Origin of the sequence: Sphingobacterium arenae (genome assembly GCF_014692505.1) — a bacterium.
Lineage (GTDB): Bacteria > Bacteroidota > Bacteroidia > Sphingobacteriales > Sphingobacteriaceae > Sphingobacterium > Sphingobacterium arenae.
Genome location: NZ_JACNYK010000001.1, coordinates 1,332,091 through 1,358,481 on the forward strand (window position 1 = coordinate 1,332,091; position 26,391 = coordinate 1,358,481).

A 26,391-nucleotide genomic window follows, 5' to 3' on the forward strand; every position below is an offset into this window, starting at 1 on the left:
AACCCTTGCATGTTAAACTCTCGAAGCCCCTATTTCACACTCATAAATAGAGGTGTCAATCGTATTTCTAAAACGCGACAGAATTCGACGTATTTTGGGATTGTTGATGACGTTTTCCCGAGATTCTTCATCAAAGAAAGAAAGTACATGTTTCAGTTTTTCCTTGCCTACAAATACACCAATTGATAGCTGTTCGCGGATGGGATTTTTGTATTTTCGTTTTTTCTTGCGGCTTTCAAATTTGAGCTCAAATTCTGTTTTCGAGTCAATATGATGGGTCGGAAAATATTGTGCGATGTAATGTTCATATTCAGCGTAAAAAGAGCCTATAAAACCGTGCTCGGTATTCCAAGGTTTTAACTCGCCTACAAAATGAAAGATTTTAGGCTGAAATTCTTCTAATAAAGGTATAGTTGTATCGATAAGCTGGTAATTATATAAAAAAGATAATGATCCGATTTCGTCGTGCAGTACCGTATTGATTAATGTTTGGTCGTGCCGTAAAAGTTTATGTCTATTTTTTTTCGCATAATCCATCATCTGCGTCAGATAATCTATCTCGAGCAAACGGCGGGTATTAAACAAAATTACGCCAGCATTCCTGTATTGATGCTTTAGTGCAATATAGCGGTTTAGGTAGGCATTGTGAAAGTTGAATCCCGATTTACGTTCGATTTCTGATATGTCAATGGCCATCATAAGCCCCTTTTCTTCTTGATGGTTGTTCAAAATTTGCGAAACACATTGCCCGCTAACGTAAACATCGGCATCCAAATACAATATCTGCTCGTATTCATCCCTAAAAATGTGCGGTAAAAATATCTTGTGGTATGTCGCGGACGATAGCCGGCCTACCGGAAGCCCCTGAATAGCCGAAAAATCAACAGTGCAATAGCGGATATCTTCGTGTGCTGATACCGGTATTTTTTCCGTATCCGGCAGACAGATCACGATATCGAAATCACGCTCTTGCTCTTTTTTTAGTATTTGCCCCGCAACGAAAGAGGCATACGGTAGATAGGCATTATCTACACATAACGCTACAGCTCTTTTGTTTTTTGCAGGTTTCGTACTTTGTTTAATCGTGGGTAAAGAATATGTCATCTATTAATGTTTAGTTCTTATCTTACTCTAAATTCTTAAAAACGAAGTAGTGTCATACAAAATATATGCCACCTATATTTTACGTTGGCGCTGCACTTCCAGCATCTTCGCATACTTCATATAAGAGAAAAACGATTGAATTAACGAAAACGTTACACCATCAATGCCATGAAATATACCTTTTTTTAAAAAATAGGCTTTAAAGAAGGCTGTAACGCCATGAATCACGGGTGAAAGCGCATTTACTTTTTTCTCTTTTTTTATAAATTCTTCTACTTGCCATTCCGTGTATTGATTCTTTTTGGAGATCAATTGATGGAAACTATCCCAAGCGTAATGAAGCAAATGCATGTTTGATTTGTATAAATTGGTAGCGATTACGCGTTGATGCACATGATGGGAGGAAGGGTGGGCGGTGTTTTTATTAAAGAAGCGACAAGCATAATCAGGATACCAATCCGCAAAATTTATTTCCTTGTCTTTTAAAAAGTTCCTTCTTTTGAAGCTATAGGCATCATAGGGGAGCTGTAAGTATTTTTTGTTTTCAAAAAATGGAATACAATCCTCGTCCAAAAACTCATCGGTATCCACATTAAGTATCCAATCGTGCTGGCAGAATTGAAGCCCGAAGGTTCTTTGTGGGCCATCCCCCAAAAAAGCTTGAGAAATAACGGTTGCTCCTAGTGCGGTGGCGATTTCAACGGTTTTGTCCTGACTGTTTGAATCTATGATGATAACTTCGTCACAGATTCGCTGTAAGCCCTCAATACATTTTCCGATATACTTTTCTTCGTTGAACGTGATAACCAGTCCGCTTATCCCCATATTGCTAATTACTCGTGCTAATTATTTCTTTAGGCATTATTCATAGTATTCATTTATCTTTGTTTTTAACAGCATGGATGAGCTTACTGAATCCGGTTCGTGAATACTATGCTTTTTTGTCTACGCGAGGCAAAGATAAATAAATTAGAAATTAAAACGATGATTCCTAAAATAATTCATTTTTGTTGGTATGGGGGTGGAGCGTATAGTGAAACGATTCAAAAGTGCATTAAATCTTGGGAAACGTTTCTGCCAGATTATAAAATTATAAGATGGGACGAATCCAATACGCCATTTGATCGTATGCCTTTTTTGAAAGTCCTGTATAAGCAAAAGCGATGGGCTTTTATAGCCGATTATGTGCGCCTATATGCTGTTTTTAAGCATGGAGGAATTTATTTCGATACGGATGTGGAAGCGATAAGGACATTTGACGGCTTGCTGGCGGAAAAAGCTTTTATTGGATTCCAGACGGAGATAGGCTTGTCGAAGTATCCTTTCAATACAGCGATCATCGGCTGTGAGCCGGGAAATCGTTTTGTGGAGCTTTGCTTGCAAGAGACCGAAAAACGGCAACGGATGAAATATCACCCGATGGCGGCGCCCGTCGTTTCAACGGAAGTATTGATGACCAAGTATAATGTGCGTACCTATAAAACCCAGCGATTAACGGATGTCCTCGTCCTCACTAAGGATTATTTTTATCCTTTTTCGTGGATGGAGACATTTCATGAGAGTTGCATCACACCAGATACGCTAGCGATACATTGGTGGGAGGACTCTTGGGGGAATAAGAAGAAAAATATGGCATATTATTGGCGGTCGTTATCTAGAAAAATAGAGCGCACACCTTTAATTTTGGCATCACGATTGGCTTATACATTCGGGAAAGAGGAAAATTTCTTTTTGTATACCCGTGACTAAGCGCGAGAAGCGGGCAACGTTTTACGGATTTTTTCCAAAACCATCTCTGGTGTAACGAGATCGATGGCTTCTACACCGTTACAAATACAGGATTTATTTCCATAGATGGAGCTGGGGCGGTTCGGATGTTCTACCTGTATACAATCTTCTTTCGATTGTCCATAACCTAGAAAACCGGCATAAGGATGAGTGGCTCCCCAAATGGAAAGACAGCATGTACCTACCATGGAAGCCATATGCATACCCGAGGAATCCATGCTGATCATAAGATCCAAATGGCTGATGAGGTCGAGCTCGCCTGTTAACCCTATTTGACCTATTGTGCTGTGTACATGTGGATGTTGGCTACTCCATCTTGCGGCGATTTCCGATTCCTGTTTTCCGCCACCAAAGATAAAAAAGGAATAAGTAGAAGCTGGAAACGTTTTGAAAATCGTATCCCAATGGCTTAGCTTCCACACTTTATAAGGATGCTGGGCAAAGGGTGCGATGCCGATTTTAATCTTTTCGGACCCTAATAACGATTGATAAACGACGGGTATGGGGCGTTCTTCTTTTTGTAATCGATGTTTTAGCTTTATGGAAAACCCTAAGTTTCGGAATACATCTGCATAACGTTCCACGGTAGGGCGTAGTGGCTTAAAAATCTTATGTCTCTTTCTAGTCAACTCTTTCTTTCGATGGCGTGCTTTATCAAGAATAGCCAAATGATAACCTGCGGTCTTGAAAAATAGAGTGAGAATCCGCGAGCGGATATTGTTGTGCAGATCGGCTACATAGTCGATGTCGTATTTTTTGAGCTCGTTGAAAAGGCGCCATAGTCCCTTGGGGCCTTTGTGCTGCTCATCAGGAAAGATGGGATGAAAAGTGAGGTTGGGAATGCCTTCAAAAAAGGCCGCGAATTGTGGGCGGCTTACCATGATGAGTTCCATTTGCTTATGTTGAGCACTAAGCTCACGCAAGACAGAAGCCACCATAGCCACATCGCCCATTGCCGAGAAGCGTATAACCAATACTCGGGCTTTCTTCATTTTCCCTATGGTGTTTTTTTGTAAAGGACTGGATTCAGCGAAGGGTCATTATACATTTTCATTTGCTTGTAGACCTTCATATATTTATCTCCTGAGGCAATATCGGACAGCAGTTCATCAATGCTTTGTGATAAATCTTTGCGCTGCTCTAGCAATATGTCTAATTTGGATTGACAAGAAAGAATATGTGCCCGCTCAACATCGGTACGCTTAGTTTCCTGATCCATATGGTAGATCTTCAGCGCCAAAATGGATAGCCTATCGATAGCCCAGGCGGGACTTTCTGTATTGATTCGTGCATGCTCTTTTGTTTGCACGTCACGGTACTGGTGTAGATAGTAACTATCGATATATTCTACAGTATCGGTACGCACTTGATTTTGTTTGTCGATACGACGCTTCCAGTTTAACCCCTCTTGTGGTAGAATATGTGGATTACGGACGACATCTTCCATGTGCCATTGCATCGTATCTATCCAGCATTTTAAATAGAGCAAGTGTTCTAACGATTGATTGTCGAAAGGGTTCTCCATAGGATGGTCAATATCATCATAACGATGATAATCCTCCAGGACGCGTTGAAATATGTTGTTGGCAATTGCGCTGATCATAACGGCAAAGATAATGTTTTCTTTTGTTCTTTTTTTCCTCAAAAAAGAACCAAAAAAATCGTCGCCTCGAATGTTTTACATCAGGGATAGTACTAAGGATGAGTTTGTACAGTTGTAAAACATTCGCATGCGACATTGGAGGTTAAGGAGGGACTGTGAAATTGCGTAAATTAACCGATTAATAGTGCTCCAGAGTTATGCGGATGAAGACAAGTCTTGACTTTTATGGATTCGTGTTTATTTTGGTATCCATGAGCTCGCAAGCTCGGTTTTGTTTCTTTTTTTGTCAAGAAAAAGAGTTATAGCATCACCCAGTTCGGGAATATTCCAAATAGGATAACCAATACCGTTAGAATATACGCTATAATAAGCAAAATACTGATTTGTTTTTTAGCGGTTATAGGTTGGTCACTACTGCGCAAAAATGCATATAACGGGATCTTGAAATAGAAAAATAGCGAGATAACGGATGTAAGTGCGCCGACAATAAGTAAGAGAAGTGCACCTGTGTCACCAGAGGATTGGAACACAGAGAAAGTGGAGGTAAAAACCATCAGCTTCGCTACAAATCCTACTGTTGGAGGGATGCCAATAAGCGAGATGGCAACCAGCGTAAATGCGGTAAACAATATCGGCATCTTCTTGCCTAGACCTGCGTAGGACAGGAGGGAAGTAGAGCCGGTTTGTTGTTCTATTTGATCGATAAAAATAAACGTAGCCAGGTTCATGATGACATAGGCTACGATGTAGAATAGCAAATAACTGCTCGAATCTTGATAAGCAAATACGGCCATCAGTAGTAAGCCGGTATGCCCGATGGACGAATACGCCATCATTCGTTTGACGTCTTGTTGTCGAAGTGCGGCGAGATTACCCACGAGCATGGTAACGATAGCCACTATAGTAATAAACCAAGTGCTTAATTCAGAGAAGTAAAATGCAGTGGATGACCAGGATGCGTAGAGACGGGCAAACAATATAATAGCGCCTACTTTAGGGATCGTAGATAGAAAAGCGGTAATCGCTGTAGGGGCACCTTGATAAACGTCGGGGCTCCAAACGTGGAAAGGTACAAAGCTGAGCTTAAATCCGATACCAGCAAATACAAAAAGCAAAGCCAACGTAATAACTGCTTCGGGTGCATCCATGAGCCCTTGTAAGTGTTCGACCGATTGAAAATCTAAACTGCCCGTTAATCCGTATACAAGCGAAAGTCCATAAAGCATTACAGCGGCACATACGGACCCGAAAAGTACATATTTCATGGCAGCTTCTGATTGTGCTTTATTTTGTGAGAAATAGCCCACCAGTATATAAGAAGCGATAGAGACGATCTCGATACCGATAAATGCCATTAACCAATGGCTCGTACTACTTAGAACATGCATCCCCAAGGTAGCGGCTATTAATATACTGTATACGTCGCCGTTGTTTTTGCCATGACGTTGTTGTATAAAGATCGCAATAATGACCGTACTCAACCCGATGATGAGACGGGCAAGTGTGCTCCAACTGTCTACCAACCACATGCCCGAGAAACCTACCGCAGTTATTGATAATTGCCCGGCGAGATGATATAACGAAAATCCCAAGGTAACCAAACAGCCGATAAATGTGCTGTTTCTCCAACGTTTTTCCAGAAATAAGGCGAGGAAGATACACACAATAAAACCAATGATCAATGCCAGTTCCGGTTTGAAAAGCGGAATAGAGGCAATAATCTGGTCGAGTATGTTTGGTATGGATACGTTCACGTTATACTTAACTTTACAAATAGGGGTTTATTAAATCAATAAGTTGTAGTACAGAAGCATTCAGGTTGCCAAATATAAGGGAAGGCATAATTCCTAAGAGCAATGCTAAAGCCAGCGCAGGGAATAAAATGAGCTGTTCTCGGGTGTTTAGATCGGTCAATGCTTCTTGCCAGGCCAATCCGCCTTTTAGTCTTACCTGGCCGAAAAACATACGTTGTAACGTCCATAATAAATAGACTGCACTCAACAGGATACCGAGCGATCCCCCTATCGCCATCCAACGAGGTACCCCGGTCGCCATACTTTCTGCATTGAACGCCCCGATAATGACGAAGGCTTCCCCAATGAAAGCGGAGAAACCAGGTAGACCTAAGGAAGCAAAAAAAGCAATAGCCACGTAAGCGGTATATTTTGGCGTAAGTGAGGCCAGTCCGCGAAAATTATAGATATACCGGTCGTGTACGCGATCGTATAGCACACCTACTAAGAAAAACAGCGCAGCGCTCAAGAATCCATGAGAAATCATTTGAAACATAGCACCCGATATCCCCTCTGCAGTTAATGAGGCAATTCCCAAGAGCACGAATCCCATATGTGATACGGAGGAGTAAGCAATCATGCGCTTTAGATCTTTTTGTGCTAATGCATTGAGTGCTCCATATAATATCGATACAACGCCAATTAAGGCAAGCCACCAGTTCGTAGCAGCAGCAATATCAGGAAAAATGCTGTAGCAGACCCGAATAATTCCATATCCCCCGATTTTTAGTAATATACCGGCAAGGATAATGGAAACGGGTGTTGGGGCCTCTACGTGTGCATCCGGGAGCCAAGTGTGTAGCGGAACAATCGGTACTTTAATGGCGAAGGCAAAAAATAAGACAATAAAGCCAATCAGACGAGCGGGTATGCCAAAGACTTCATGATAATTGGCGATATAAGCAAAAAAGGAGCCGTCAACGTAGTTGGCCGGGTTCATCATATGCAACATATTGAACGTGTGTGCGCCTGTTGTGGGATTGATAACTGAGAAATAAAGTCCCACAATAACCAATAGCATAAGTACGGAACCTAGGAGGGTATAAATAAAGAACTTGATGGCAGCATATTCACGACGCTCTCCACCCCATATGCCTATGAGGAAATAAAGGGGAAGCAGCATCACTTCGTAGAATACATAGAATAGGAAAAAATCCAGTGCGGAAAAAATACCCATGACAGCGGTATTCAGTACCATCAATAGCGCAAAGTAACCTTTCGGACTTTTTTCGGTGTTCCACGACGCACCTACTCCCATTAACATGACCAATGTACTTAAGACGATAAGGGGCAGTGAAATCCCGTCTACACCGACTAAATAATCTATTTCTAACTTCCCAATAGCACCGAGATCCATGCGTATCCATGCTAGCTGTTCCACATATTGGTAAGCTTCCAACTGGTGGATGCCACCTAATGACGCATCGAAATTTCCGTAAAGATAAAGGGAGAGCCCGAATTGAAGAAAGGTGAAACCTAATGCAATGTATTTAAAGGTCGCTTTGGCTGATAACGGTAAGACCAAAATCAGCAATGTCGCAACAAGTGGTAAAAATATCAATATGGATAATACGCCCATTTTCTATTTAATTATCAGATAAAGTAGTCCTAAAACAACGATGGTCAATGCAAAGCCCAAATACGTTTGTAACTGTCCATTTTGAACATGGCGGACGAGATGACCGATATAATACATTGTCCCCGCCAGTAAATTGACTATTCCGTCGACAATATGTTTGTCAAACCAGTATGCAACCACGGATAGTTGACGAACAAGCCAAGAGAAAAATTTCGTAAACCCGTCTACCACATAGCGATCGAAAGTATAGAGTATGCGGCTAAGACCGGTGGTCCCCCTTACAAAAATATGTTCGTTAAATTCGTTTAGATAGCCTTGTTTATAGGCAAAGTGTACGAATCTATTATTTTCCGATAACGGATACTTTTGCTTCACGTACCAGCGCCATCCCATAAACCAACTCAAGATTGCTCCGCCGGTTAAAAGAATAGGAATGAATAAATGAGCCTGCGCAAGAATAGGGTAATTGGTGCCCGCGTCCAACGTTAGCATAATCCATGCGCTGTGATAATCGGTTAATGATATCCCGAAAAGTGGAAATAAACTTCCTGCGGCAAGGAAAAACATCGGTACAAGCATGAGGCTTGGTGCTTCGTGGAAGATGATGCCTTCGTCGATATAAGAACGATATTTGAAATCGCCAAAAAATGTTTTAAAAATAAGACGACCAATATAAAAGGCGGTAAGTAAACTAACGATAGTCAACAATATAGGGATAAGCACATAAACCCCACGGAGGTGATTTGCCCATTCGTATGCTGTAATTACGATGCTGTCCTTAGAAAGATAACCCGAAGTGAACGGAAATCCGGCTAGGGATAGCGAGGCGACAACCATGCAGATAAATGTTTTCGGCATAAAATGTCGTAGCCCCCCCAAGTGACGTAAATCCTGTGGATCGATGTCCAGTTTTGCTTTTGCTTTCAGATGCGTCATTTCGTGGATAACCGCGCCTGCACATAAAAACAACAAGCATTTAAAAAAAGCATGTGTGGTGAGGTGAAACATGGCGGCGTCCCATGCACCAATGCCCACGCCGACCATCATAAAACCCAGTTGGGAGATGGTCGAAAAGGCGAGTATCTTTTTGATATCATGTTGCCCTAAAGCGAAAATAGCGGCCGATAATGCGGTAAGTGTACCGATAATACAGACAACGAGTAACACCGTATCGTTGAAAAGTGGAAAAACGGTGCATAATAAAAATATGCCCGCTGCAACCATCGTGGCGGCATGGATAAGAGATGATACGGAAGTAGGTCCCTCCATGGCATCCGGCAACCACACATGCAACGGAAACTGAGCCGACTTTGCCATTGCCCCCAAGAAAAATGCTAAACCTGCAAAAGTTACCCAAGTGGCATTCTTGTCGATCGCTATTTGGGTGCCGGTTTGATTAAATAATACCGATAAATCTAATGTACCACAATGTGCATAAACAAGTGCTATACCGATTAGAAAACCGATATCTCCGATTCTATTGACCAGAAATGCTTTTTTATTAGCCTGCACGGCGGTTTCTTTGGTAAACCAAAAGCCAATTAATAAGTAAGAAGCAAAACCTACTAGTTCCCAGAAAATATATAATTGCAATAGATTGAGCGATACGGTGAGTCCGAGCATAGCGAAGCAAAACAGGCTCAGATACATCCAATAGCGGTGTATGCCTTCGTCGCTTTTCATATACGCGCGCGAATAGATATGGACGGGTAAGGAAATAATACAGACAAGCAGCTGCATGAGTGCAGTGAGGTTATTAAGAAGAATACCTACTTCGAGTGTATATTCTCCGATGGTGAACCATGCCCATTTTTGTAGCGTCGTTGTTTCGTTCCAGATGGGTAGAAAAACACCGAACAAACTGATGCCCGTGCTGGCAATAATGGCAACTAATGCTATGTTTCCTGAAATTGATTTTTTGCCTATCAGTGCCTGTGCCAGGCATGCGAATAGCGGTAACAGTGTAACGAGGATACTGGCGGTAACGGGCGATATGTGAAGAAAAGTGTTCAAGCTTAATCTTTCAATTCGTGAATGTTTTGGGGGTTAATCGTATTAAAGTGCCGGTAGACATTTAAGATAATTGCTAACCCCACGGCAACGGCAGCGGCGGCTAATACAATGGCAAAGATAGCAAAGACTTGCCCCCCGTAGTTTACTTTATCATATTTTCCAAATGCGACAAAATTCAATATGGCAGCGTTGATCATAAGTTCGATACCTACGAGGATCATGATCGTATTGCGTTTAGCTAACACAGCATATAAACCAATACAGAAAATACAGGCACTGACAACAAGAAAGTGAGTGAGTGTGATCATTTGTTGCTCTCCTTTCGTGATAGGTGTGCAGCTCCGATAAGTGCCATCATGAGGAAAACAGATATAACTTCGAATGGTAACACATATTGCGTCATAAATTTGAAACCTAAGGTTTTGATGTTATTATCTGTAGGCAATATCATTCTTCCTTTGGCTTCGGCTTGAGAAATCCACTTGGGCATATGTTGTGCCCAACTGATATAACTGTATATCATCAGGCTTAGAAAAGCAAGGGCTAAAATTATTGCCTGCCAATTGGGTAGAGATATAAAACGTTTTGATGACGGTTGCAGATCGTCAAGCAATTCCTTGTTGGACAGCATAAAAGCAAATATGAGCAGGATAAGTACCCCGCCTACATAGACTAAAATCTGCGTAATAGCGATAAAGTCAGCAAGGGCGAAAAGGTAAAGCCCTGCCATTGCGAAAAGGACAATAAAAAGTAGAAACAGCGCCCGGGCAATATTGCGTATGTGGACTAATAAAAGAGCGGAGAGGATTGCTAGACCGGCAAAAGCATAAAATAGTAAAGATTCGATCATCATTTATTTTTTCTTGGCTGCCTCCTTATCAGCTTGAAAGCGTGTCCATTCCTCTTTTCGTTTAGCTATATCTTCATCTGTCATATCGGAAAATCCGTAAATTAAATCCGTCAGTTTCGTGGTGCTGCGGTCGTATTGGTCGGTCATCGTGATACACTCCGTAGGGCATACGACAGTACATAGTCCGCAATACATGCATTTTGCCATATCGATATCAAATCGCTCCGGATATAAACGTTTGACACTGCCATCTGACGTTTTCCCAATGACACCTATGGATTTGATAGATTGAATATCTATACAATCTACCGGACATGCTTTCGCACAGAGGTCACAGACAATGCAGTCGTCAATATCTACTTGTAATTGATAACGTGCGACTTCCGGAATAGGCATCTTTTCTTTTGGATATTGCACCGTCGTAACACCTTGTTGTTGCTGGAAGTAATTTTCGTTACGAATGTCTCGTGTAGTACGCGACTTCCGAGCGCCAAACAAGTGTTTTACCGTTAAAAATAAACCTTTAACAGCTGTTATAAATCCTTGTATGGTTGTTTTTAATACCAAAGCGATCTTATTTTATAACATAACCAATATTCGCCATAACCCGGATATAGCGAGACATACAAACGCCAGGGGGATTAAGACTTTCCAACATAGGGTCAACAATTGGTCGGCCCGAAAACGTGGTAATGTCCAACGAATCCACATCTGTACGCCAACAATGGCCAGTGATTTCAACAGTGTCCACATGATTCCCCAACCCAAGCCGGTCGTCCAATCGGCCAGGCGTAGACTACCTATGTTAGGTAATGGGCTGTTCCACCCGCCCAAGAAAACTACTACACCCAATATCGCGACTAGAAACATCATCGCATATTCGGCAAGAAACAAAAAAGCAAATTTGATCCCACCATATTCGGTATGAAACCCACCAATAAGCTCTGACTCGGCTTCGGGAATGTCAAATGGTGCGCGGTTACATTCCGCGAGCGACGAAATAAAGAATATTACATAGACAACGAGTAGATGAGGTGCTTGGAAGATGTGCCAAGCCAATATTCCACCGATATCGCTTACATCCCAAACCCCCATAAAATAGATTTGCTCCGGAGAGGAAATTCCCTGCAGGTAGGCGATGTCGTTCAGATTTAACGTTTGTGTAATCATGACGGCAGCAATCAAAGAAAGACCCACAGGGAGTTCGTAGGAAACCATTTGCGCGATAGCGCGGATGGAACCGAGGAGGGAATATTTGTTATTCGACCCCCATCCAGCCATTAAGATACCGATAGCATCAATGGATACAACGGCCATGATAAAAAAGAGTCCGGTGTTGGTGTTAGCCGGGATGAAGTCAGGCGCCCATGGTACAACACTGAAGCCAATGAACACCGCGACAAATATCACGATAGGGGCCACCGCAAATAAAATTTTGTCTGCTGCCGATGGAGTAATAAATTCTTTCTGCAATAGTTTTAAAATATCCGCCAATGTCTGGATGAGCCCATATTTCCCCGTTTCCATCGGGCCTAAACGATCTTGTACAAAACCTGCAATTTTGCGTTCTGCATATACAGCAAAAAGCGTAAACCCTGCAATGAAAGCAAAGATGACAACGGGTACAATAATATGGACAACAAGATCGGCCAATTTGTCTTTTTTAGAATAGTTCTTAATTGGATGCAAACATACGGAAAACGTAGCAAAACGCCATAATATTTAAAAAAAATATACTAAAACAGTAGATTTTATTTTTAATCATCTATTTTATTCTTGTAGCATAGGCCGCAAACCTTTCGTTTGAAGAAGTGTTTTAATAAATGAATAACGAATAAATTAATAGAATGAAAAAACATAACTTTATTTATCTAGCCATTTTTGTAATGTTGTTAACCAGTTGCGCAGTGCGTAAACCTTCGGGGGATAATGGGGCCACTTTAGTAGGAAAACATTGGCAATTGGTCGAGTTGAACGCGGAAGCTGTTCCGGCAAAAGTAAACGGCAAAATGCCGTTTTTGAAATTGGACGAAGAAAACGGCCGTTATAGTGCCAGTGGTGGCTGTAATGGCATAGGGGGGGAGTATACATTGCAAAAGAATAACGGTATCACTTTTTCTCGGGGTATGTCTACGATGATGGCCTGTGCGGATATGCGTGTTGAAAACGGCTTACGTACTTTGTTTGATGAGGCAGATACGTATACAGTTACTGAAAATACGTTGATATTATCGAAAGGAAAGGAAGGGGCTGCATTGGCTAAATTTGTGCTCGTGGCGGATCAATCTGATAAATTGGCAGGTACATGGGAATTAGACTATATTATGGAATCAGCCGATTTTGCGCAGTTGTATTCGTCGCGAAAGCCAACGATTACATTTGATATGGCAGAAAATAAAGTGAGTGGTAACAGCAGTTGTAACAACTTTTCAGGAAGTGTTAAAATCGAAGGACAAGCGATTTCGTTTGGCCCATTGATGTCGACGAAAATGGCTTGTCCAGGCGATGGTGAACGGGTGTTTTTCAAGAATATCGAACGGGTCACGGGGTTTGATGTTCAGAACGAAAGTCTGACGATGCTGATGGATGATATTGTCGTTATGCGCTGGAAGAAAAAATAAATAATAAAAAACGCGATGAATTTAGTTTTCATCGCGTTTTTTTATCTATTACCGCTTATCGAAGCCAACGTAGTCACGTTTTGTTTCTCCGACATAAATTTGACGCGGCCGGCCGATTGGTTCTTTATTGTCACGCATTTCTTTCCATTGCGCAATCCATCCTGGCAGGCGTCCTAATGCAAATAATACCGTAAACATATCCGACTCGAATCCTAAGGCTCGGTAGATGATACCAGAATAGAAGTCCACATTTGGATATAGTTTTCTATCCACGAAATATTGGTCGTTTAAGGCTGCTTCTTCTAATTTTTTTGCAATATCCAATATGGGATCTTGTACCCCTAATTTTTCTAAAATATCATCACAGGCTTTTTTGATAATTTTTGCACGTGGGTCGAAGTTTTTGTACACACGGTGTCCAAAGCCCATTAAACGAAATGGGTCGTTTTTATCTTTTGCTTTAGCAAGGTATTTATCCGCGTCGCCGCCGTCATTTTTAATGGCTTCCAACATTTCGATAACGGCTTGGTTGGCTCCGCCGTGTAGCGGACCCCATAATGCATTGATCCCTGCCGAAATGGAAGCATATAAATTAGCATTGGATGAGCCTACAATACGAACGGTGGAGGTAGAACAGTTTTGTTCATGGTCTGCGTGTAGAATCAATAACTTGTGCATCGCACTAATAACCACCGGGTCGAAAGTGGTCTCACCAGTGACCTCTCCAAAAATCATATTTAGAAAGTTCTCAATATAGCCGTAGTTGTTTTTAGGATAAACTACCGGCTGGCCTAACGATTTTTTCTGAATCCAGGAAACGATCGTGGGCATCTTTGCCAAGAGATTGATGATGGTTTTATTGTCTTCTTCTTCTGTCGCATTCGGATTCAACGACTCAGGGTAGAATGAAGACAAGGCGCCTACCAAACAAGATAATTGTCCCATTGGGTGAGATTTGGATGGGAAGCCAACGAAGAAATTCTTCATATCCTCGTGGATCATCATCTGCTTTCTAATAGCGGACCGGAACTGTTCTAGCACCTCTTTTGTCGGAAGTTCTCCATATATTAGAAGATAGGCGACTTCTATAAAGGTTGATTTCTCTGCTAATTGTTCGATAGGGTAGCCCCTGTAATGTAAGACGCCCTTTTCGCCATCAAGAAAAGTAATAGCACTTTCGGTAGAGCCTGTGTTTTTAAACCCCGGATCTAGTGTAATATACTCCGATTCACCCCTTAATTTGGAGATGTCAATTGCTTTTTCGTTTTCAGTACCAATAATAACTGGCAATTCATAAGATTTTCCGCCTAAATTTATTGTTGCTTTATCCGACATATGTTGTTAATATAAATAATCTCTTTTTACAAATTTATAAAAATAGGTGATAATATCTAATAGTGAAGCAATTTAAATGACAAAGAACTGTCACTATTCATTTTTAATCTTGTAATCTTTTCTGTTAAATATGTTTTGATGTTTACGAAATTTTCGTAGTATTGTGAAAGATTAGTATTGATTATGGAAAAGTTAACCATTCAAGAAGAAGAAGCCATGTTGTCCATTTGGCAATTAGATGGCGGATTTGTGAAAGAAATATTGGATAATTTAAAAGGAGAGAAGCCGCCTTATACCACATTAGCATCGACTATTAGAAACTTGGAACGCAAAGGCTATGTGAAAGCTGTCAAATATGCTAATGCTAAGCGCTATGAATCTATTATTTCTGAAGAGGAATACAAAGGGAGGTTTATGCATGGGTTCGTGGGTGATTATTTTAGAAACTCCTATAAAGAAATGGTTTCCTTTTTTGTAAAAGAAGAGAAACTTTCTGCAACGGAATTGAAGGAAATCATGGATATGATACAGAAAAAACAATCTTAGATGATGTATTCTTTACTTGCCTATATCGCCCAAGTCAATATTCTACTGATTATTGTGTACACCGGATATCACGTATTGCTAAGAAAATTGACATTCTATCGTCTGAATAGAGGGTATTTTCTTGTAGGAGTTGTTTTCGCGTTTGCGTACCCTTTTTTGGATATTAAAACCCTTGTTCGGCAACATATAGAGCCTGTAGGTGAGTGGATGACGTATTTACCTGCTTTTTATATGCAACAAGCAGAAGAATCTGTTTATACGTTAGAGAATGCAATATATAGCGGTATCGCGGTCGTCGGATTGTGGTTTGCTATACGATTCTGTATACAACTGCTGAGTTTATTGCGTATTCATCTTTACTCGAGGAAAGCTATATGGAAAACATACTGGTATCAGGATGTATTATTTCCTATTGTTCCTTTTTCTTTTTTAAACAAGATTTACCTTCATAAAGAACAACATCAGGAACCAGAACTCTATGATATTTTTGAACATGAGGATATCCACGTGAAAGGCCTTCACAGCATGGATATATTAATGTTTGAAATTTTACGGATAGTTTGTTGGTATAATCCCTTCGTTTGGTTCATGCGCAGAGCCGTACGTCAAAATTTGGAATACTTGACTGATCAACAAGTGCTGAATAAGGGTGTGGACCGGCAAACCTATCAGTATTCGTTGCTGCAGGTGTCGAAGCAGGGTGCTTCGATCGGCCTCAGCAATCAGTTTAATTTTAAATTTTTAAAAAAGCGCATTATGATGATGAACAAAAAAAAATCGTCGAAACTTGAATTGAGCAAATATGCTTTTCTGCTACCGATCGTTATTTTCACGGCAGGAGCATTTACGATCAGCAAGGCTGATGAGAAAATTACAGAAGCTGTAAAAACGGTGAAGGATGTTCGGCTCGCTAGTGTAATAACTCAGGAAGATACGGCAAAGACAGCGGTACCGGAAACGAAGAGGTTGGAAAGTAAATCGGAAATTGATCAAACACGTAATTATTTGTATTTGTATGATAAAAAGGAGCTGTCTAAAGATGACTTTTTTCAAATAGACGATTCGGAATTATTCGATATACTGTTTATTTCCAAAGTTGATTTAAAAGGGCCGTATGCAGCGCATAAAGATCGGGAAGGTGTAATTTCCGCTTATTCCAAAGAAGAGCATAACAAGCGAAGAAAGCAACAGGAAAAGGTTTTAATTGTGATAGACGGCGAGATTCGGGGTGAAGGGAAAGCTGTGATGGATGCCATCAATCCGAATCAAATTGAATCTATGAATGTCCTGAAAGATGAATTTGCAACAGAAAAGTATGGCGATAAGGGTAAAAATGGGGTTATAGAATTTACCATGAAAACAGCCAAAGCTGATACAGAAGTTGTCGTTACGGGTCATCGGTCGGAAATGCCGGCGGATTCGCTGGATGGAAAAGCGACAGGTATCCGTATTGTCGAAACGGAGGAAATAACGAATGTAGCGGATACGACAAAGCCTCCGAAAATTGTTATCAGAGGAGTGAAAAGTGAAGGGGGGGCGCCGTTAATTGTGATAGACGGTGTGGTACAACCTGTAGATATGAGAGTAGATAAACTGAATCCGGAGCAAATTGAATCTATTTCTATTTTGAAAGACCAGTCTGCCGTTGCAATATATGGAGATAAGGCGAAGGAAGGAGTTATGCTCATCACGACAAAAAATAGTGCTAAAGCTAGGCAAAGGGAAGGAGGTGATCGCTATACCGATGATGATGTGTTTTTTATTGACGGTAAAGCGGTATCTAAAAACGAATTTACAGCCGTTCCTGAGAATAAGATTATTGTGAAAGATATACGTGGAAAAACTGGAGAAAAAGGACGGGAAATAGAGATAAAAACACGGAAATGGACAATAAAATAACAAAATAAGCGGCTCTTGCTGCTTATTTTGTGTTAAGATTCGTCATCGTCAATTCGATACCAATGTGAACAAAACTTTGTATCATCTTCACGGCGTGATCTATGAGCGCAGGTAATTCTTTCTGTTCATCACGGTCAAAAGGACTCAATACATAATCTACTTGTCGCCCTTTTGGGAAATTGTCGCCGATGCCGAAACGTAGACGAGGATAGTTTTGCCCACCGCAAGTAGCCTCTATGGAGCGCAGCCCATTATGACCCGCGGCAGAGCCTTTGGGACGGATCCGTAACGATCCAAATGGAATAGCAAGATCGTCCACGACGACCAATACATTTTGTATCGGAACTTTGAGTTCCTGCATCCAATAGTTAACTGCCTTACCACTTAAATTCATATAAGTGGTAGGCTTAATCATGTATATGTTTCTGCCTTTATGTTTAAATTCCGTATAGTAAGCGAGCTTCATCAGTGACCAGGAGGACCCTGCTTGATTTGCAGCTTCGTCTACCACCATAAAACCAATATTGTGGCGTGTATCCGCGTATTCTTTGCCGATATTGCCTAGCCCGACAATTAAATAATTCATGGATGCAAAGATAAGGATTCGTGTTAGACAAATAAAAAAGCATCGCACGAGTGCAATGCTTTTTATTTATTGTAAATAACTCAGCGTTATTTCTTAGGACCTTTTGCTGCTTTCGCGGCTTCTTGCTCTGCTTGACGCAATGCACGAGACATAACTACAGATACAATGGTGTCATCAGCGTTATTAAGAATTTTCGCATTTTCCAATGACACTTGGCTTACTCGGAAAGATTTACCTACCTCTAACGATTCCATAGGAACTTCAATTTCTTGAGGAAGATTGTTTGGTAGTGCTTTCACACGCAGGCTGCGTAATTTCTGAACCAGTTTACCACCCATTTTAACGCCTGGAGAATCTCCTGTTAATTTAATAGGAATGTTTACGGAAACTTCTTTGTCATCGAACAATTCCATAAAATCCACGTGCGTTACCAAATCGGTAAGTGGATGGAACTGTGCCTCTTGAACGATAGCCCTTGTTTTTTTGCCGTTGATATCCAATTCTACAAATACTACGTCAGCAGTATAAAGAACAGATTTCAAATCAGCTGCGGATACAGCAAGGTGGGTTTGTTCTTTGCCACCATAAAGAACTGCAGGAATCTTTCCTTCGTAACGCAATTCTTTTGCATCTCTTTTCCCTACGTTCTGCCTAACAGAACCGCTAATAGCAATTGATTTCATCTAATTTGTTTTTTGAATGGTTGATGAGAGCTCCCCCGTTATCGGGGTCGGTTTCATCTTTTGTAAATTATCTAATTTTGAGGTGCAAAAATACGGTATTTTTTTTGATAAGCAAATTTTATTTGCTGTGATCTATAGCAATTTAACCATTTTGTTTTAAGAAACATTTGGCTAACTTTGTGGCAAAACTAAGTTAATCTTGGAGTTTTGTCCGATAGTATAAGGGTAGTACAAGTGATTTTGGTTCATTTAGTCTTGGTTCGAATCCAGGTCGGACAACTTTTTGATTTTTCTTGATCATCATTGGAAATATTAATAAATCCAACATATAAAACACGCATAGAGAAATGCCTTTGCAATTTAACACGGTGAAGCTGTTCGCAGGGTCTGGGACAGTGGAATTAGCGGAAAAAATCTCCAACTCTTACGGGAAGCCGCTTGGCGACATGACCTTATCTAAGTTCAGCGATGGGGAAATTCAGCCTTTTTACAATGAATCCGTACGCGGCAGCGACGTGTTCTTAATCCAATCCACAAACCAGCCAAACGACAATCTTTTAGAGCTTTTATTTATGATTGATGCGGCAAAGCGTGCCTCTGCCCATTATATCACGGTGGTCGTTCCTTATCTCGGTTATGCCCGTCAAGATAGAAAAGACAAACCGCGTGTCGCTATTGGTGCGAAGTTAATTGCAAACCTCATTGTGGCCGCCGGTGCGCATCGTATCATGACCATGGATTTGCACGCTGCGCAGATACAAGGATTTTTTGATATACCGGTAGACCACTTAGATGGATCTATTATATTTGTACCGTATATCAAATCGTTGAAACTGCCGAACCTGACCATTGCATCTCCGGATATGGGTGGATCATATCGTGCCCGCACATTTGCCAAATTTTTCAATGCGGAGGTTATCATCTGTGACAAACGCCGTAAACGTGCCAATGAGATTGAGTCCATGTCAATTATTGGCGATGTGAAAGATCAAGATGTGGTTTTAATCGATGATATCTGTGATACGGCCGGTACGCTGTCAAAAGCGGCGGCACTAATTATGGAAAACGGCGCTCGTTCGGTAAGGGCTGTCTGTACGCATGCAGTCTTATCGGGAAAGGCTTATGATACCATCGAAAATTCGGTTTTAACAGAAATGATTGTCACGGATACGATTCAGCTAAATCCAGAAAAACGAAGAAGTTGTAGCAAAATTAAAGTATTATCTACTGCGGAATTATTTGCGGGCGCGATTAAAAATGTAAATGAACACGGTTCAATTTCAGATCTATTTGAAATAAAATAACGGTAAGACGATATAAGTTTAACAAGAAAAGGTCGACGCATTAGTCGACCTTTTCTTGTTGTTCTAAATACAGATACAAAAAAAGCACTAAGTTTCCTTAGCGCTTTTGATTTAGTAGCGGGGATCAGACTCGAACTGATGACCTTCGGGTTATGAGCCCGACGAGCTACCAACTGCTCCACCCCGCAATGTTTCTTTATTTTCAGCTCGGCCTCGCGCTTTGCTCTTTCTTTTGTTAGTAGCGGGGATCAGACTCGAACTGATGACCTTCGGGTTATGAGCCCGACGAGCTACCAACTGCTCCACCCCGCAATTTTTTTGGTGACACAAAGATAGTGTTTTTCCCCCTTAAATCAAAACTGAACATACTTTTTAAAAAAGTTTAAGCCAAAAAATTGGATAATGTTCTGGTATTCTGTACTTTCATATTATCAATTATAATGAATTGTGATGAAAAGAAGTTTACTACTAACCGTTGTAACGCTCTATTTATCCGTTCAGCAACTTTATTTATCCTTTTTATATAGGAGGAAAAATGATGCGTTAACGTTTAAAAGGAGCTTTTTGCTGCCAGATAGTCTGGCAGACAACACTACCTGTATCAGCAAATCCTATCTGTTTATTTCAAATGCTCACCGTCTATGCGTTTTGCCAGTGTACGAATTATGACGGCTGTGTTCTTACTGGGGTATAGTACGCTGGTAAAAAGTCAAACATGGGAGGAAAGCCCGGCTGTAGAACAGATTATGGAGCAGCTTTCGGAAGAATTGGATGACGTGATAGATGCCGATGAGTTTCTGGAGCATCTTCGATATTATCATACACGACCAATTGATTTGAATCAAACCAACGAACAGGAGCTGGCAAAACTGTTGATTTTATCCCCTTTGCAGATTACCAGTCTTTTGGAGCATCGTGAACAGACAGGCAAGTTTCTTTCGCTTCTTGAGCTGCAAGGAATCGCCAATTTTGATCTGTCAACTGTCGAACGATTAAGTCCTTTCGTTAAGGTATCATCCGTATCTACACTGGAAGGATTAACGTTGCGGCAACTTTATAATGATAGTGAGCAACAGCTTATGGCGCGTTATGGTACTATTTTTCAGGAACAGCGTGGTTACCTGATTACGGATAGCACACGATCACGTTACCTAGGAGATGCTAACCGCTATATGCTGCGTTACCGTTTAAATTTTCGAAATCGTCTACGTGTGGCAATCAATGCGGAAAAAGATGCTGGAGAACCTTTCTTTCGTGAGAAGCAACGCTTTGGTTTTGACCATTATGGTGTTAGCCTATATGCAAAAGATGTCGGTATATTTAAAGAATTGCTGCTCGGTAATTATGCGTTACAGATTGGACAAGGACTAGTGATGTGGAATGGTCTGAGTTTTGGTAAAGGCGCGATGATGACCAGCAGTGCCAGACAAGGGGTTGGATTACGAAGTTATACGTCTATGAATGAACATAACTATCTTTCTGGCCTTTCCACGCGGTTATCTATTGATAAGTGGGAAATTACACCTTTTATTTCTTGGCGAAAATTATCTGGCAACCGCTCCCTAGCAGAAGATGGCCGTTACATTATCAGTTCTATTTCAGCATCTGGATTACATCGCACACCTAATGAGCAACGTAATCGTCGTGCTATCAATCAAGGTGTTGTCGGCATCGATGTGACGTATCGTTATAAGCGCTTGAAGTTAGGTGCTGTAGGAGTTTATACACAATATGATGGTACTATTGTACACGATGGTTCCCGACGTCATGCCTATTCTTTTGAAGATGACCGATTGATCAATTTTGGGGTTAATTACCAATATACATTTAGGAATATTTATCTCTTTGGAGAAACGGCTCACGAATATGGACGGGGCTGGGCGACGCTAAATGGCCTAATAGCGAGCTTACATCCGAAGGTATCGGCATTTGCCAATTATCGGAATTACCAACGGAACTACCATGCTGTTTTTGCACAAGCCTTGGGCGAGGGAAGTGCGGTTGCCAACGAGGAAGGGGTTTATACAGGAATTATGCTCCATCCAAGCAGAAAATGGGAGTGGATGAGTTACATTGATATGTTTCGTTTCCCTTGGCTGCGCTACCGGGTTGATGAACCTAGTGCCGGAATGGATTTGCTGTCGCAACTGACGTATACCTGGTATAAGATAGGTCGTGTTTCCTTACGCTATCGTCATCGATTAAAGCAAGAAAACAATCGTGATCGTCCTCCGGAAAGGGTAGTGGTAGATGCACGGAAAGACCAAGTGCGTTTAGCCTTTCAGTATAAACTGTCCGCCAAATGGGAAATCCGAACGAGGGCAGAGGGTGTGCGATATGAAAAGGAGGGAAGAACTGATTTTGGATGGATGGCCTATCAAGATGTATTTTGGAAACCCGATCGCTTGCCTATCCAGGTAAACATGCGTCTGGCCGTGTTTGCTACGGATTCGTATGACGCAAGATTATACGCTTACGAAAATGATGTGTTATATGCGAGCGCGTTTCCGATGTATAACGGGAAAGGTGGTCGTTCTTATGTCAACCTGCGTTATCGTATCGGTCGTAAAACAGATTTTTGGCTCCGTTATGCTCGTAATCGCTATTTGAACGTAGAGACGGTAGGCTCAGGGTTGGATCAAAGCGAGGGGCCACATCGGTCGGATATTAAAGTTCAATTCCGATATCGATGGTAGGGCAGACTTTTTATTTGGCATTACGGAAAGTACCGTTTGCTCGAGCTTTCTTATTCTTCGGAACAGGCATTGTTGGCGGTTATTATATACCGCTATCGACATGGGCGTTTCAAGTTATAGTCGTATGTGTTATAGCGATGCTTCTGCTTTTGATCGGCGTGGAGGTGTTTTGTCGACGATGGCGACGTGTTTCTTTTCCGTTGATTTTTTACATCTTATTATTTTTTCTGGGTGTTGTTTGGCTGGGAAAGGAGCTCCCCGCGCAGCAATCACGACATTTTGTTGATAAGAAAGCCGATTATTTGATAGGGATAATAACGGATGAGCCCGTATATGGCGAGGAAAGCATTCGCTTTCCCTTAGAAATTTGTCATACCGTACACGACGAAAATTTAACTCCAGCAACCGGCCAAATTATGCTGCGTATTTCTCGGAAGAGCGCGGATCCTGATCTAACATTATCTTATGGTGACAAGCTATTGTTTCGTAATAAGGTCGCAGAAATGCACGCACCCCATAATCCGAAACAATTTGATTATAAGCGGTATCTGGCACATAAAAATATCTACCATCAGGCCTATATACAATCTGTGGATCTCAGGCTGATCGGGAGTGGAGAAGGAAATAAAATCGTCGCAAAGGCGTTGTGCATACGTCAGTATTTTGTCCGCAAATTCAAACGCTTTATTACAAATAGAGAAGCTTTAGAAGTTTGTTCAGCACTCATTCTAGGCTATCGCGCTAATTTTCAGGCAGAAACCTTGGCCGCTTTTATAAATACCGGCACAGTGCATGTGTTGAGTGTATCGGGATTGCATGTAGGTATGGTATTCTTCCTATTGAACTTTTTGTTCGGGTTTTTAGATCGTTTCTCTCCTGGTAGACCCATTCGATTTGTACTGATCTTGTTTTCTATTTGGGCTTATGTTTTATTGACGGGTATGGCGCCGTCTATTTTGCGTGCGGGTGTGATGATCTCTTTTCTCTTATTAGCAGGGTGGAGTCAACGATCTAACCAGAATTTAAATTCGCTTTTTGCGTCAGCATGCTGCCTACTTCTGTTTGATCCTTTCATGATCTTTGATATGGGCTTTCAATTGTCCTATTTGGCTGTTTTAGGTTTATTTACCTTATACCCGATATTGAATGGTATATTTTCGATAAACAATAAATTTCTACGTGTAATATGGCAAGCTGTATTGGTTTCGGTCAGTGCTCAACTTTTCACAACGCCTTTAGCGTTGTATTACTTCCAGCAGTTTCCTAATTATTTTCTGCTCGGAAATTTATTTGTATCGCTGCCTGCTACAGCGTTGATGTATATCGGTATAGCATTAGCGATATCTCCTTTTTTATTTCTAAATGGTTATTTGGGAATAGGCTTAACCTATTTGTGTCGCTTTCTCCTTTGGGGGCTTACGGCTATTGAATCTTTACCTTTTGCTATTGTGCAAGGTGTTGATCTGACGGGAACACAACTCGTTTTATTCCTGTTGGTTATCATTTTTCTGCTGATTACCTGGTATGGGTTGAGTAAACAATTCTTGTGTTGTACGCTCATCTCGGGAACATTACTGTTACTTTCTGCGGCTGTAACTTCTATAAGGCATACTTCTTATCAGGGGATAAAAATATATAATGTGGGGCGTGAGATTGCTATTGCGGTGATTAATCGCAGAAAAGTTTCTCTTATTTCTACACTGGATAGCATCAAGCATCCACGGCTGGTTGCGCAGGTTTTGCCGGATCTTCGCCATTATATGCGAACCGAAGATATCGTTTTCCGAACATTGCCATTAAAAAAGGGACAGCAGATGGAAATACAAACTCCGATTGGGATGCTCGGTATTCTGGAGGGTGGAAGGCTAGTAAGAAAGCCTAGTGGATACGATATTTTGTTGTGGCGTAACCTCACACCTTATGCTGTGGTCGACGATGAGAGTTTCCGTGGTGTTCAGCTTTTGATATTAGATGGATCAAGCAAAGCGAACATCTTGTCGGAAATGGCAAAAAAAGCAGACTCTTTGGGTATATCCTATTATGTGTTGAAAAATAATTTTGCTTATGTTTGGGATAAGAAGCATGGAAAATAAAAGTCTGGATATACTAGAACAGTATTGGGGATATAAGGCCTTCCGTCCACTGCAGCAAGATATTATCAATGCGGTGTTGCAGGGACGTGATACACTTGCGCTTATGCCGACAGGTGGAGGAAAGTCTATTTGTTTTCAAGTGCCGGCGCTTCAGTTGGCAGGTATATGCATCGTGGTAAGTCCGCTGATCGCATTGATGAAAGATCAAGTCCAAAGCTTACGGAAAAAGGGTATCGAAGCAGTAGCTATCTTTTCGGGCATGTCGCATCGGGAGGTGGATATGACGTTGGATAATTGTGTGTACGGACGGATCAAGTTTCTGTATCTTGCGCCAGAACGTCTTTATAGTGATCTGGTAAAAGAACGGATACGCTATATGAAGGTGAGTCTTTTTGCCATCGACGAAGCACATTGTATTTCGCAATGGGGGTATGATTTTCGCCCGGCCTATTTGGAGTTGGCGAAGTTGCGGGAAATTCACCCAAATACACCTTTTTTAGCATTGACGGCTACGGCGACGCCGCGGGTTGTCGAAGACATCCAAGATAAATTATCTTTCGTGGGAGGGCGGGTATTTAAAAAAAGCTTCCGAAGGGAAAATTTAGCCTACATAATACTTGCCGAGGAAGACAAAATGGCGCGTATGTTACGGATGATTCACAAAATTGGAGGCTCCGGAGTGATCTATGTCCGTAACCGCCGGGAAACACAAGAAGTGGCGCAATATTTAATCAATCATGGTATACCCGCAGATTTTTACCATGCCGGACTTGATCCGGTAACCCGTTCGCAAAAACAGGACAGCTGGATGGAAAATCGCGTGCGTGTTATTGTGGCGACAAATGCGTTTGGAATGGGGATCGATAAGCCGGATGTACGGTTCGTATTGCACTTGGATATTCCAGATTCATTGGAAGCGTATTACCAGGAAGCGGGCCGCGCTGGTCGTGATGGAAAAAAAGCTTTTCCGGTGCTGATGTATCAACAGGCTGATCGGGAAAAATTGTGGGAAAATTTTATAGCCAATTTCCCGCCTATACCGTTTATACAACAGGTTTATCATCATTTAGGAAACTACTTTCAAATTGCGTATGGGGCTGGAAAAGGGCTGTTTTTTGATTTTGATGTAGTCGATTTCTGCAAGCGCTATAAAATGGACGTTCTACCCACATTGAGTGCTTTGAAATTTTTGGAAAGAGATGGATGGATTGCCGTATCTGAATCGGTTTTTATACCGTCTCGATTTAAGTTTGAAATCGAATATCAGGAACTGTATAAATTTCAAGTACAGTCGGCGAAATACGATCCGATCATAAAACTGATTTTGCGTACAACAGGTGGTGTATTCGATTTTTATATCACGTTGAATGAATATGAATTGGCAAAAAAACTTCGGATTTCATATGATATGGTGGTGAGTATGTTGCAGGGCCTTCAACAATTGGAAATAGCGTCTTATCTGCCTAAGACTGATGCTCCGCAATTGGAGTTTCTCCAAGCGCGTGTGGATTATAAGCATCTCTTTATCGATACGTCTTTTATAGCGGAGAGAAAGCGTATCAAAGAGCAACAGATAAAAGCTATTTATGCTTATCTGGATACAAAGGATTGCCGAAGTGTCGCATTGCAGACGTATTTTGGAGAAGAAGAGGAAACCTTTTGTGGGAGCTGTGATTTATGTTTGATGCGCCAGCATCGGGACGATATACACAACACATTACAGGAAGAAATAAAGACAGCGCTGTTAGCAGGGGAAAAAGATGTGAAAACGTTGGTTGACGAATTAACGCTTGGTGACGATGATACGAAGCTGCACGTGATTCGATTGCTTATGGATAAAGAACAGATTGTTTTGCGAGATGGTTTGTATTATTGGAATAGTGATTTTTAGGGCAGAT

22 protein-coding genes and 2 tRNA genes are annotated in these 26,391 nt (G+C 41.4%); 8 read left to right on the forward strand and 16 right to left on the reverse strand.

Going from position 1 to position 26,391, the window contains the following annotated elements; translation table 11 throughout:
• Positions 1–12 precede the first annotated feature (12 nt).
• Both H8B17_RS05035 and H8B17_RS05040 read right to left on the reverse strand, forming a co-directional pair.
• The gene (locus H8B17_RS05035; protein WP_190308035.1) at positions 13–1,104 is read right to left on the reverse strand and encodes a glycosyltransferase family 8 protein; all 1,092 of its coding nucleotides are present in this window, start codon (positions 1,102–1,104) and stop codon (positions 13–15) included.
• 72 nt (positions 1,105–1,176) lie between these two features.
• Positions 1,177–1,929: a glycosyltransferase family 2 protein gene (locus H8B17_RS05040; protein WP_190308036.1), complete on the reverse strand. Its 753-nt coding sequence runs from the start codon at positions 1,927–1,929 to the stop codon at positions 1,177–1,179.
• 159 nt (positions 1,930–2,088) lie between these two features.
• Between H8B17_RS05040 and H8B17_RS05045 the strand changes: the two genes are divergently transcribed.
• A complete protein-coding gene (locus H8B17_RS05045) occupies positions 2,089–2,853 on the forward strand; it encodes a glycosyltransferase family 32 protein (RefSeq protein WP_190308037.1) in 765 nt (254 codons plus the stop codon).
• Here the strand turns inward: H8B17_RS05045 and H8B17_RS05050 are convergent.
• The 9 genes from H8B17_RS05050 to nuoH all read right to left on the reverse strand — a co-directional run bounded on the left by H8B17_RS05050 (position 2,850) and on the right by nuoH (position 12,383).
• The gene (locus tag H8B17_RS05050; RefSeq protein ID WP_190308038.1) at positions 2,850–3,884 is read right to left on the reverse strand and encodes a glycosyltransferase family 9 protein; all 1,035 of its coding nucleotides are present in this window, start codon (positions 3,882–3,884) and stop codon (positions 2,850–2,852) included. The genes H8B17_RS05045 and H8B17_RS05050 overlap by 4 nt on opposite strands.
• Before the next feature lie 5 nt (positions 3,885–3,889).
• Positions 3,890–4,495, reverse strand: a complete 606-nt coding sequence (locus tag H8B17_RS05055) for a DUF4254 domain-containing protein (protein ID WP_190308039.1) — start codon at positions 4,493–4,495, stop codon at positions 3,890–3,892.
• A 299-nt stretch (positions 4,496–4,794) separates the two neighbouring features.
• Positions 4,795–6,249, reverse strand: coding sequence for an NADH-quinone oxidoreductase subunit N (locus tag H8B17_RS05060; protein ID WP_190308040.1), 1,455 nt, complete (start codon positions 6,247–6,249; stop codon positions 4,795–4,797).
• 13 nt (positions 6,250–6,262) lie between these two features.
• Positions 6,263–7,867, reverse strand: coding sequence for a complex I subunit 4 family protein (locus H8B17_RS05065; protein ID WP_190308041.1), 1,605 nt, complete (start codon positions 7,865–7,867; stop codon positions 6,263–6,265).
• Positions 7,868–7,870: 3 nt separating this feature from the next.
• Positions 7,871–9,880 (reverse strand): NADH-quinone oxidoreductase subunit 5 family protein, encoded by a 2,010-nt coding sequence (locus H8B17_RS05070; RefSeq protein ID WP_190308042.1) that lies wholly within the window; start codon positions 9,878–9,880, stop codon positions 7,871–7,873.
• Between the two features lie 2 nt (positions 9,881–9,882).
• Positions 9,883–10,188 carry an NADH-quinone oxidoreductase subunit NuoK gene (gene nuoK / locus H8B17_RS05075; RefSeq protein ID WP_190308043.1) on the reverse strand — a complete coding sequence of 102 codons (306 nt, stop codon included), beginning with the start codon at positions 10,186–10,188 and terminating at the stop codon, positions 9,883–9,885.
• Positions 10,185–10,733 carry an NADH-quinone oxidoreductase subunit J family protein gene (locus H8B17_RS05080; protein ID WP_190308044.1) on the reverse strand — a complete coding sequence of 183 codons (549 nt, stop codon included), beginning with the start codon at positions 10,731–10,733 and terminating at the stop codon, positions 10,185–10,187. Before H8B17_RS05080 ends, nuoK begins: the two co-directional genes overlap by 4 nt.
• Positions 10,734–11,297 carry a 4Fe-4S binding protein gene (locus H8B17_RS05085; RefSeq protein ID WP_190308045.1) on the reverse strand — a complete coding sequence of 188 codons (564 nt, stop codon included), beginning with the start codon at positions 11,295–11,297 and terminating at the stop codon, positions 10,734–10,736.
• 12 nt (positions 11,298–11,309) lie between these two features.
• Positions 11,310–12,383: an NADH-quinone oxidoreductase subunit NuoH gene (gene nuoH, locus H8B17_RS05090; protein ID WP_190308046.1), complete on the reverse strand. Its 1,074-nt coding sequence runs from the start codon at positions 12,381–12,383 to the stop codon at positions 11,310–11,312.
• 194 nt (positions 12,384–12,577) lie between these two features.
• Here nuoH and H8B17_RS05095 point away from each other — a divergent pair, with 194 nt between their 5' ends.
• Entirely contained in the window at positions 12,578–13,351 is a 774-nt protein-coding gene (locus H8B17_RS05095) for an META domain-containing protein (RefSeq protein WP_190308047.1), read from the forward strand.
• Positions 13,352–13,399: 48 nt separating this feature from the next.
• On the opposite strand, the gene H8B17_RS05100 is transcribed toward H8B17_RS05095, so the two are convergent.
• Entirely contained in the window at positions 13,400–14,686 is a 1,287-nt protein-coding gene (locus H8B17_RS05100) for a citrate synthase (RefSeq protein ID WP_190308048.1), read from the reverse strand.
• A gap of 183 nt (positions 14,687–14,869) precedes the next feature.
• On the opposite strand from H8B17_RS05100, the gene H8B17_RS05105 reads away from it, so the two are divergent.
• Positions 14,870–15,232 carry a BlaI/MecI/CopY family transcriptional regulator gene (locus H8B17_RS05105; protein ID WP_190308049.1) on the forward strand — a complete coding sequence of 121 codons (363 nt, stop codon included), beginning with the start codon at positions 14,870–14,872 and terminating at the stop codon, positions 15,230–15,232.
• On the forward strand, positions 15,233–17,131 hold the full coding sequence (locus H8B17_RS05110) for a M56 family metallopeptidase (protein ID WP_190308050.1): 1,899 nt from the start codon (positions 15,233–15,235) through the stop codon (positions 17,129–17,131).
• A 22-nt stretch (positions 17,132–17,153) separates the two neighbouring features.
• Here H8B17_RS05110 and pth read toward each other — a convergent pair whose 3' ends face one another.
• Positions 17,154–17,717, reverse strand: coding sequence for an aminoacyl-tRNA hydrolase (gene pth, locus H8B17_RS05115; RefSeq protein ID WP_190308051.1), 564 nt, complete (start codon positions 17,715–17,717; stop codon positions 17,154–17,156).
• Positions 17,718–17,803: 86 nt separating this feature from the next.
• Complete coding sequence (locus tag H8B17_RS05120) at positions 17,804–18,400, reverse strand: 50S ribosomal protein L25/general stress protein Ctc (RefSeq protein WP_190308052.1); 597 nt, start codon at positions 18,398–18,400, stop codon at positions 17,804–17,806.
• 347 nt (positions 18,401–18,747) lie between these two features.
• Here H8B17_RS05120 and H8B17_RS05125 point away from each other — a divergent pair, with 347 nt between their 5' ends.
• Positions 18,748–19,704 carry a ribose-phosphate pyrophosphokinase gene (locus tag H8B17_RS05125; protein ID WP_190308053.1) on the forward strand — a complete coding sequence of 319 codons (957 nt, stop codon included), beginning with the start codon at positions 18,748–18,750 and terminating at the stop codon, positions 19,702–19,704.
• Positions 19,705–19,819: 115 nt separating this feature from the next.
• Here the strand turns inward: H8B17_RS05125 and H8B17_RS05130 are convergent.
• Both H8B17_RS05130 and H8B17_RS05135 read right to left on the reverse strand, forming a co-directional pair.
• Positions 19,820–19,892, reverse strand: a tRNA-Met gene (locus tag H8B17_RS05130).
• Positions 19,893–19,943: 51 nt separating this feature from the next.
• Positions 19,944–20,016: transfer RNA gene (locus H8B17_RS05135), tRNA-Met, on the reverse strand.
• Positions 20,017–20,345: 329 nt separating this feature from the next.
• Here H8B17_RS05135 and H8B17_RS05140 point away from each other — a divergent pair.
• From H8B17_RS05140 to H8B17_RS05150, 3 genes are read left to right on the forward strand one after another with little or no spacing between them, the layout of a single operon-like run.
• Complete coding sequence (locus H8B17_RS05140) at positions 20,346–22,400, forward strand: ComEA family DNA-binding protein (RefSeq protein ID WP_190308054.1); 2,055 nt, start codon at positions 20,346–20,348, stop codon at positions 22,398–22,400.
• On the forward strand, positions 22,394–24,493 hold the full coding sequence (locus tag H8B17_RS05145) for a ComEC/Rec2 family competence protein (protein WP_190308055.1): 2,100 nt from the start codon (positions 22,394–22,396) through the stop codon (positions 24,491–24,493). The genes H8B17_RS05140 and H8B17_RS05145 overlap by 7 nt, the downstream gene beginning before the upstream one ends.
• Positions 24,483–26,384 (forward strand): RecQ family ATP-dependent DNA helicase, encoded by a 1,902-nt coding sequence (locus tag H8B17_RS05150; RefSeq protein ID WP_190308056.1) that lies wholly within the window; start codon positions 24,483–24,485, stop codon positions 26,382–26,384. Before H8B17_RS05145 ends, H8B17_RS05150 begins: the two co-directional genes overlap by 11 nt.
• The last annotated feature ends 7 nt before the right edge of the window (positions 26,385–26,391 follow it).

Coding starts and splice junctions, on each gene's coding strand:
- H8B17_RS05035 (WP_190308035.1), bottom strand. CDS start 1,104: ATGACATATTCTTTACCCACGATTAAACAAAGTACGAAACCTGCAAAA.
- H8B17_RS05040 (WP_190308036.1), bottom strand. CDS start 1,929: ATGGGGATAAGCGGACTGGTTATCACGTTCAACGAAGAAAAGTATATC.
- H8B17_RS05045 (WP_190308037.1), top strand. CDS start 2,089: ATGATTCCTAAAATAATTCATTTTTGTTGGTATGGGGGTGGAGCGTAT.
- H8B17_RS05050 (WP_190308038.1), bottom strand. CDS start 3,884: ATGAAGAAAGCCCGAGTATTGGTTATACGCTTCTCGGCAATGGGCGAT.
- H8B17_RS05055 (WP_190308039.1), bottom strand. CDS start 4,495: ATGATCAGCGCAATTGCCAACAACATATTTCAACGCGTCCTGGAGGAT.
- H8B17_RS05065 (WP_190308041.1), bottom strand. CDS start 7,867: ATGGGCGTATTATCCATATTGATATTTTTACCACTTGTTGCGACATTG.
- nuoK (WP_190308043.1), bottom strand. CDS start 10,188: ATGATCACACTCACTCACTTTCTTGTTGTCAGTGCCTGTATTTTCTGT.
- H8B17_RS05080 (WP_190308044.1), bottom strand. CDS start 10,733: ATGATGATCGAATCTTTACTATTTTATGCTTTTGCCGGTCTAGCAATC.
- H8B17_RS05095 (WP_190308047.1), top strand. CDS start 12,578: ATGAAAAAACATAACTTTATTTATCTAGCCATTTTTGTAATGTTGTTA.
- H8B17_RS05100 (WP_190308048.1), bottom strand. CDS start 14,686: ATGTCGGATAAAGCAACAATAAATTTAGGCGGAAAATCTTATGAATTG.
- H8B17_RS05105 (WP_190308049.1), top strand. CDS start 14,870: ATGGAAAAGTTAACCATTCAAGAAGAAGAAGCCATGTTGTCCATTTGG.
- H8B17_RS05110 (WP_190308050.1), top strand. CDS start 15,233: ATGATGTATTCTTTACTTGCCTATATCGCCCAAGTCAATATTCTACTG.
- pth (WP_190308051.1), bottom strand. CDS start 17,717: ATGAATTATTTAATTGTCGGGCTAGGCAATATCGGCAAAGAATACGCG.
- H8B17_RS05120 (WP_190308052.1), bottom strand. CDS start 18,400: ATGAAATCAATTGCTATTAGCGGTTCTGTTAGGCAGAACGTAGGGAAA.
- H8B17_RS05125 (WP_190308053.1), top strand. CDS start 18,748: ATGCCTTTGCAATTTAACACGGTGAAGCTGTTCGCAGGGTCTGGGACA.
- H8B17_RS05140 (WP_190308054.1), top strand. CDS start 20,346: ATGCGTTTTGCCAGTGTACGAATTATGACGGCTGTGTTCTTACTGGGG.
- H8B17_RS05145 (WP_190308055.1), top strand. CDS start 22,394: ATGGTAGGGCAGACTTTTTATTTGGCATTACGGAAAGTACCGTTTGCT.
- H8B17_RS05150 (WP_190308056.1), top strand. CDS start 24,483: ATGGAAAATAAAAGTCTGGATATACTAGAACAGTATTGGGGATATAAG.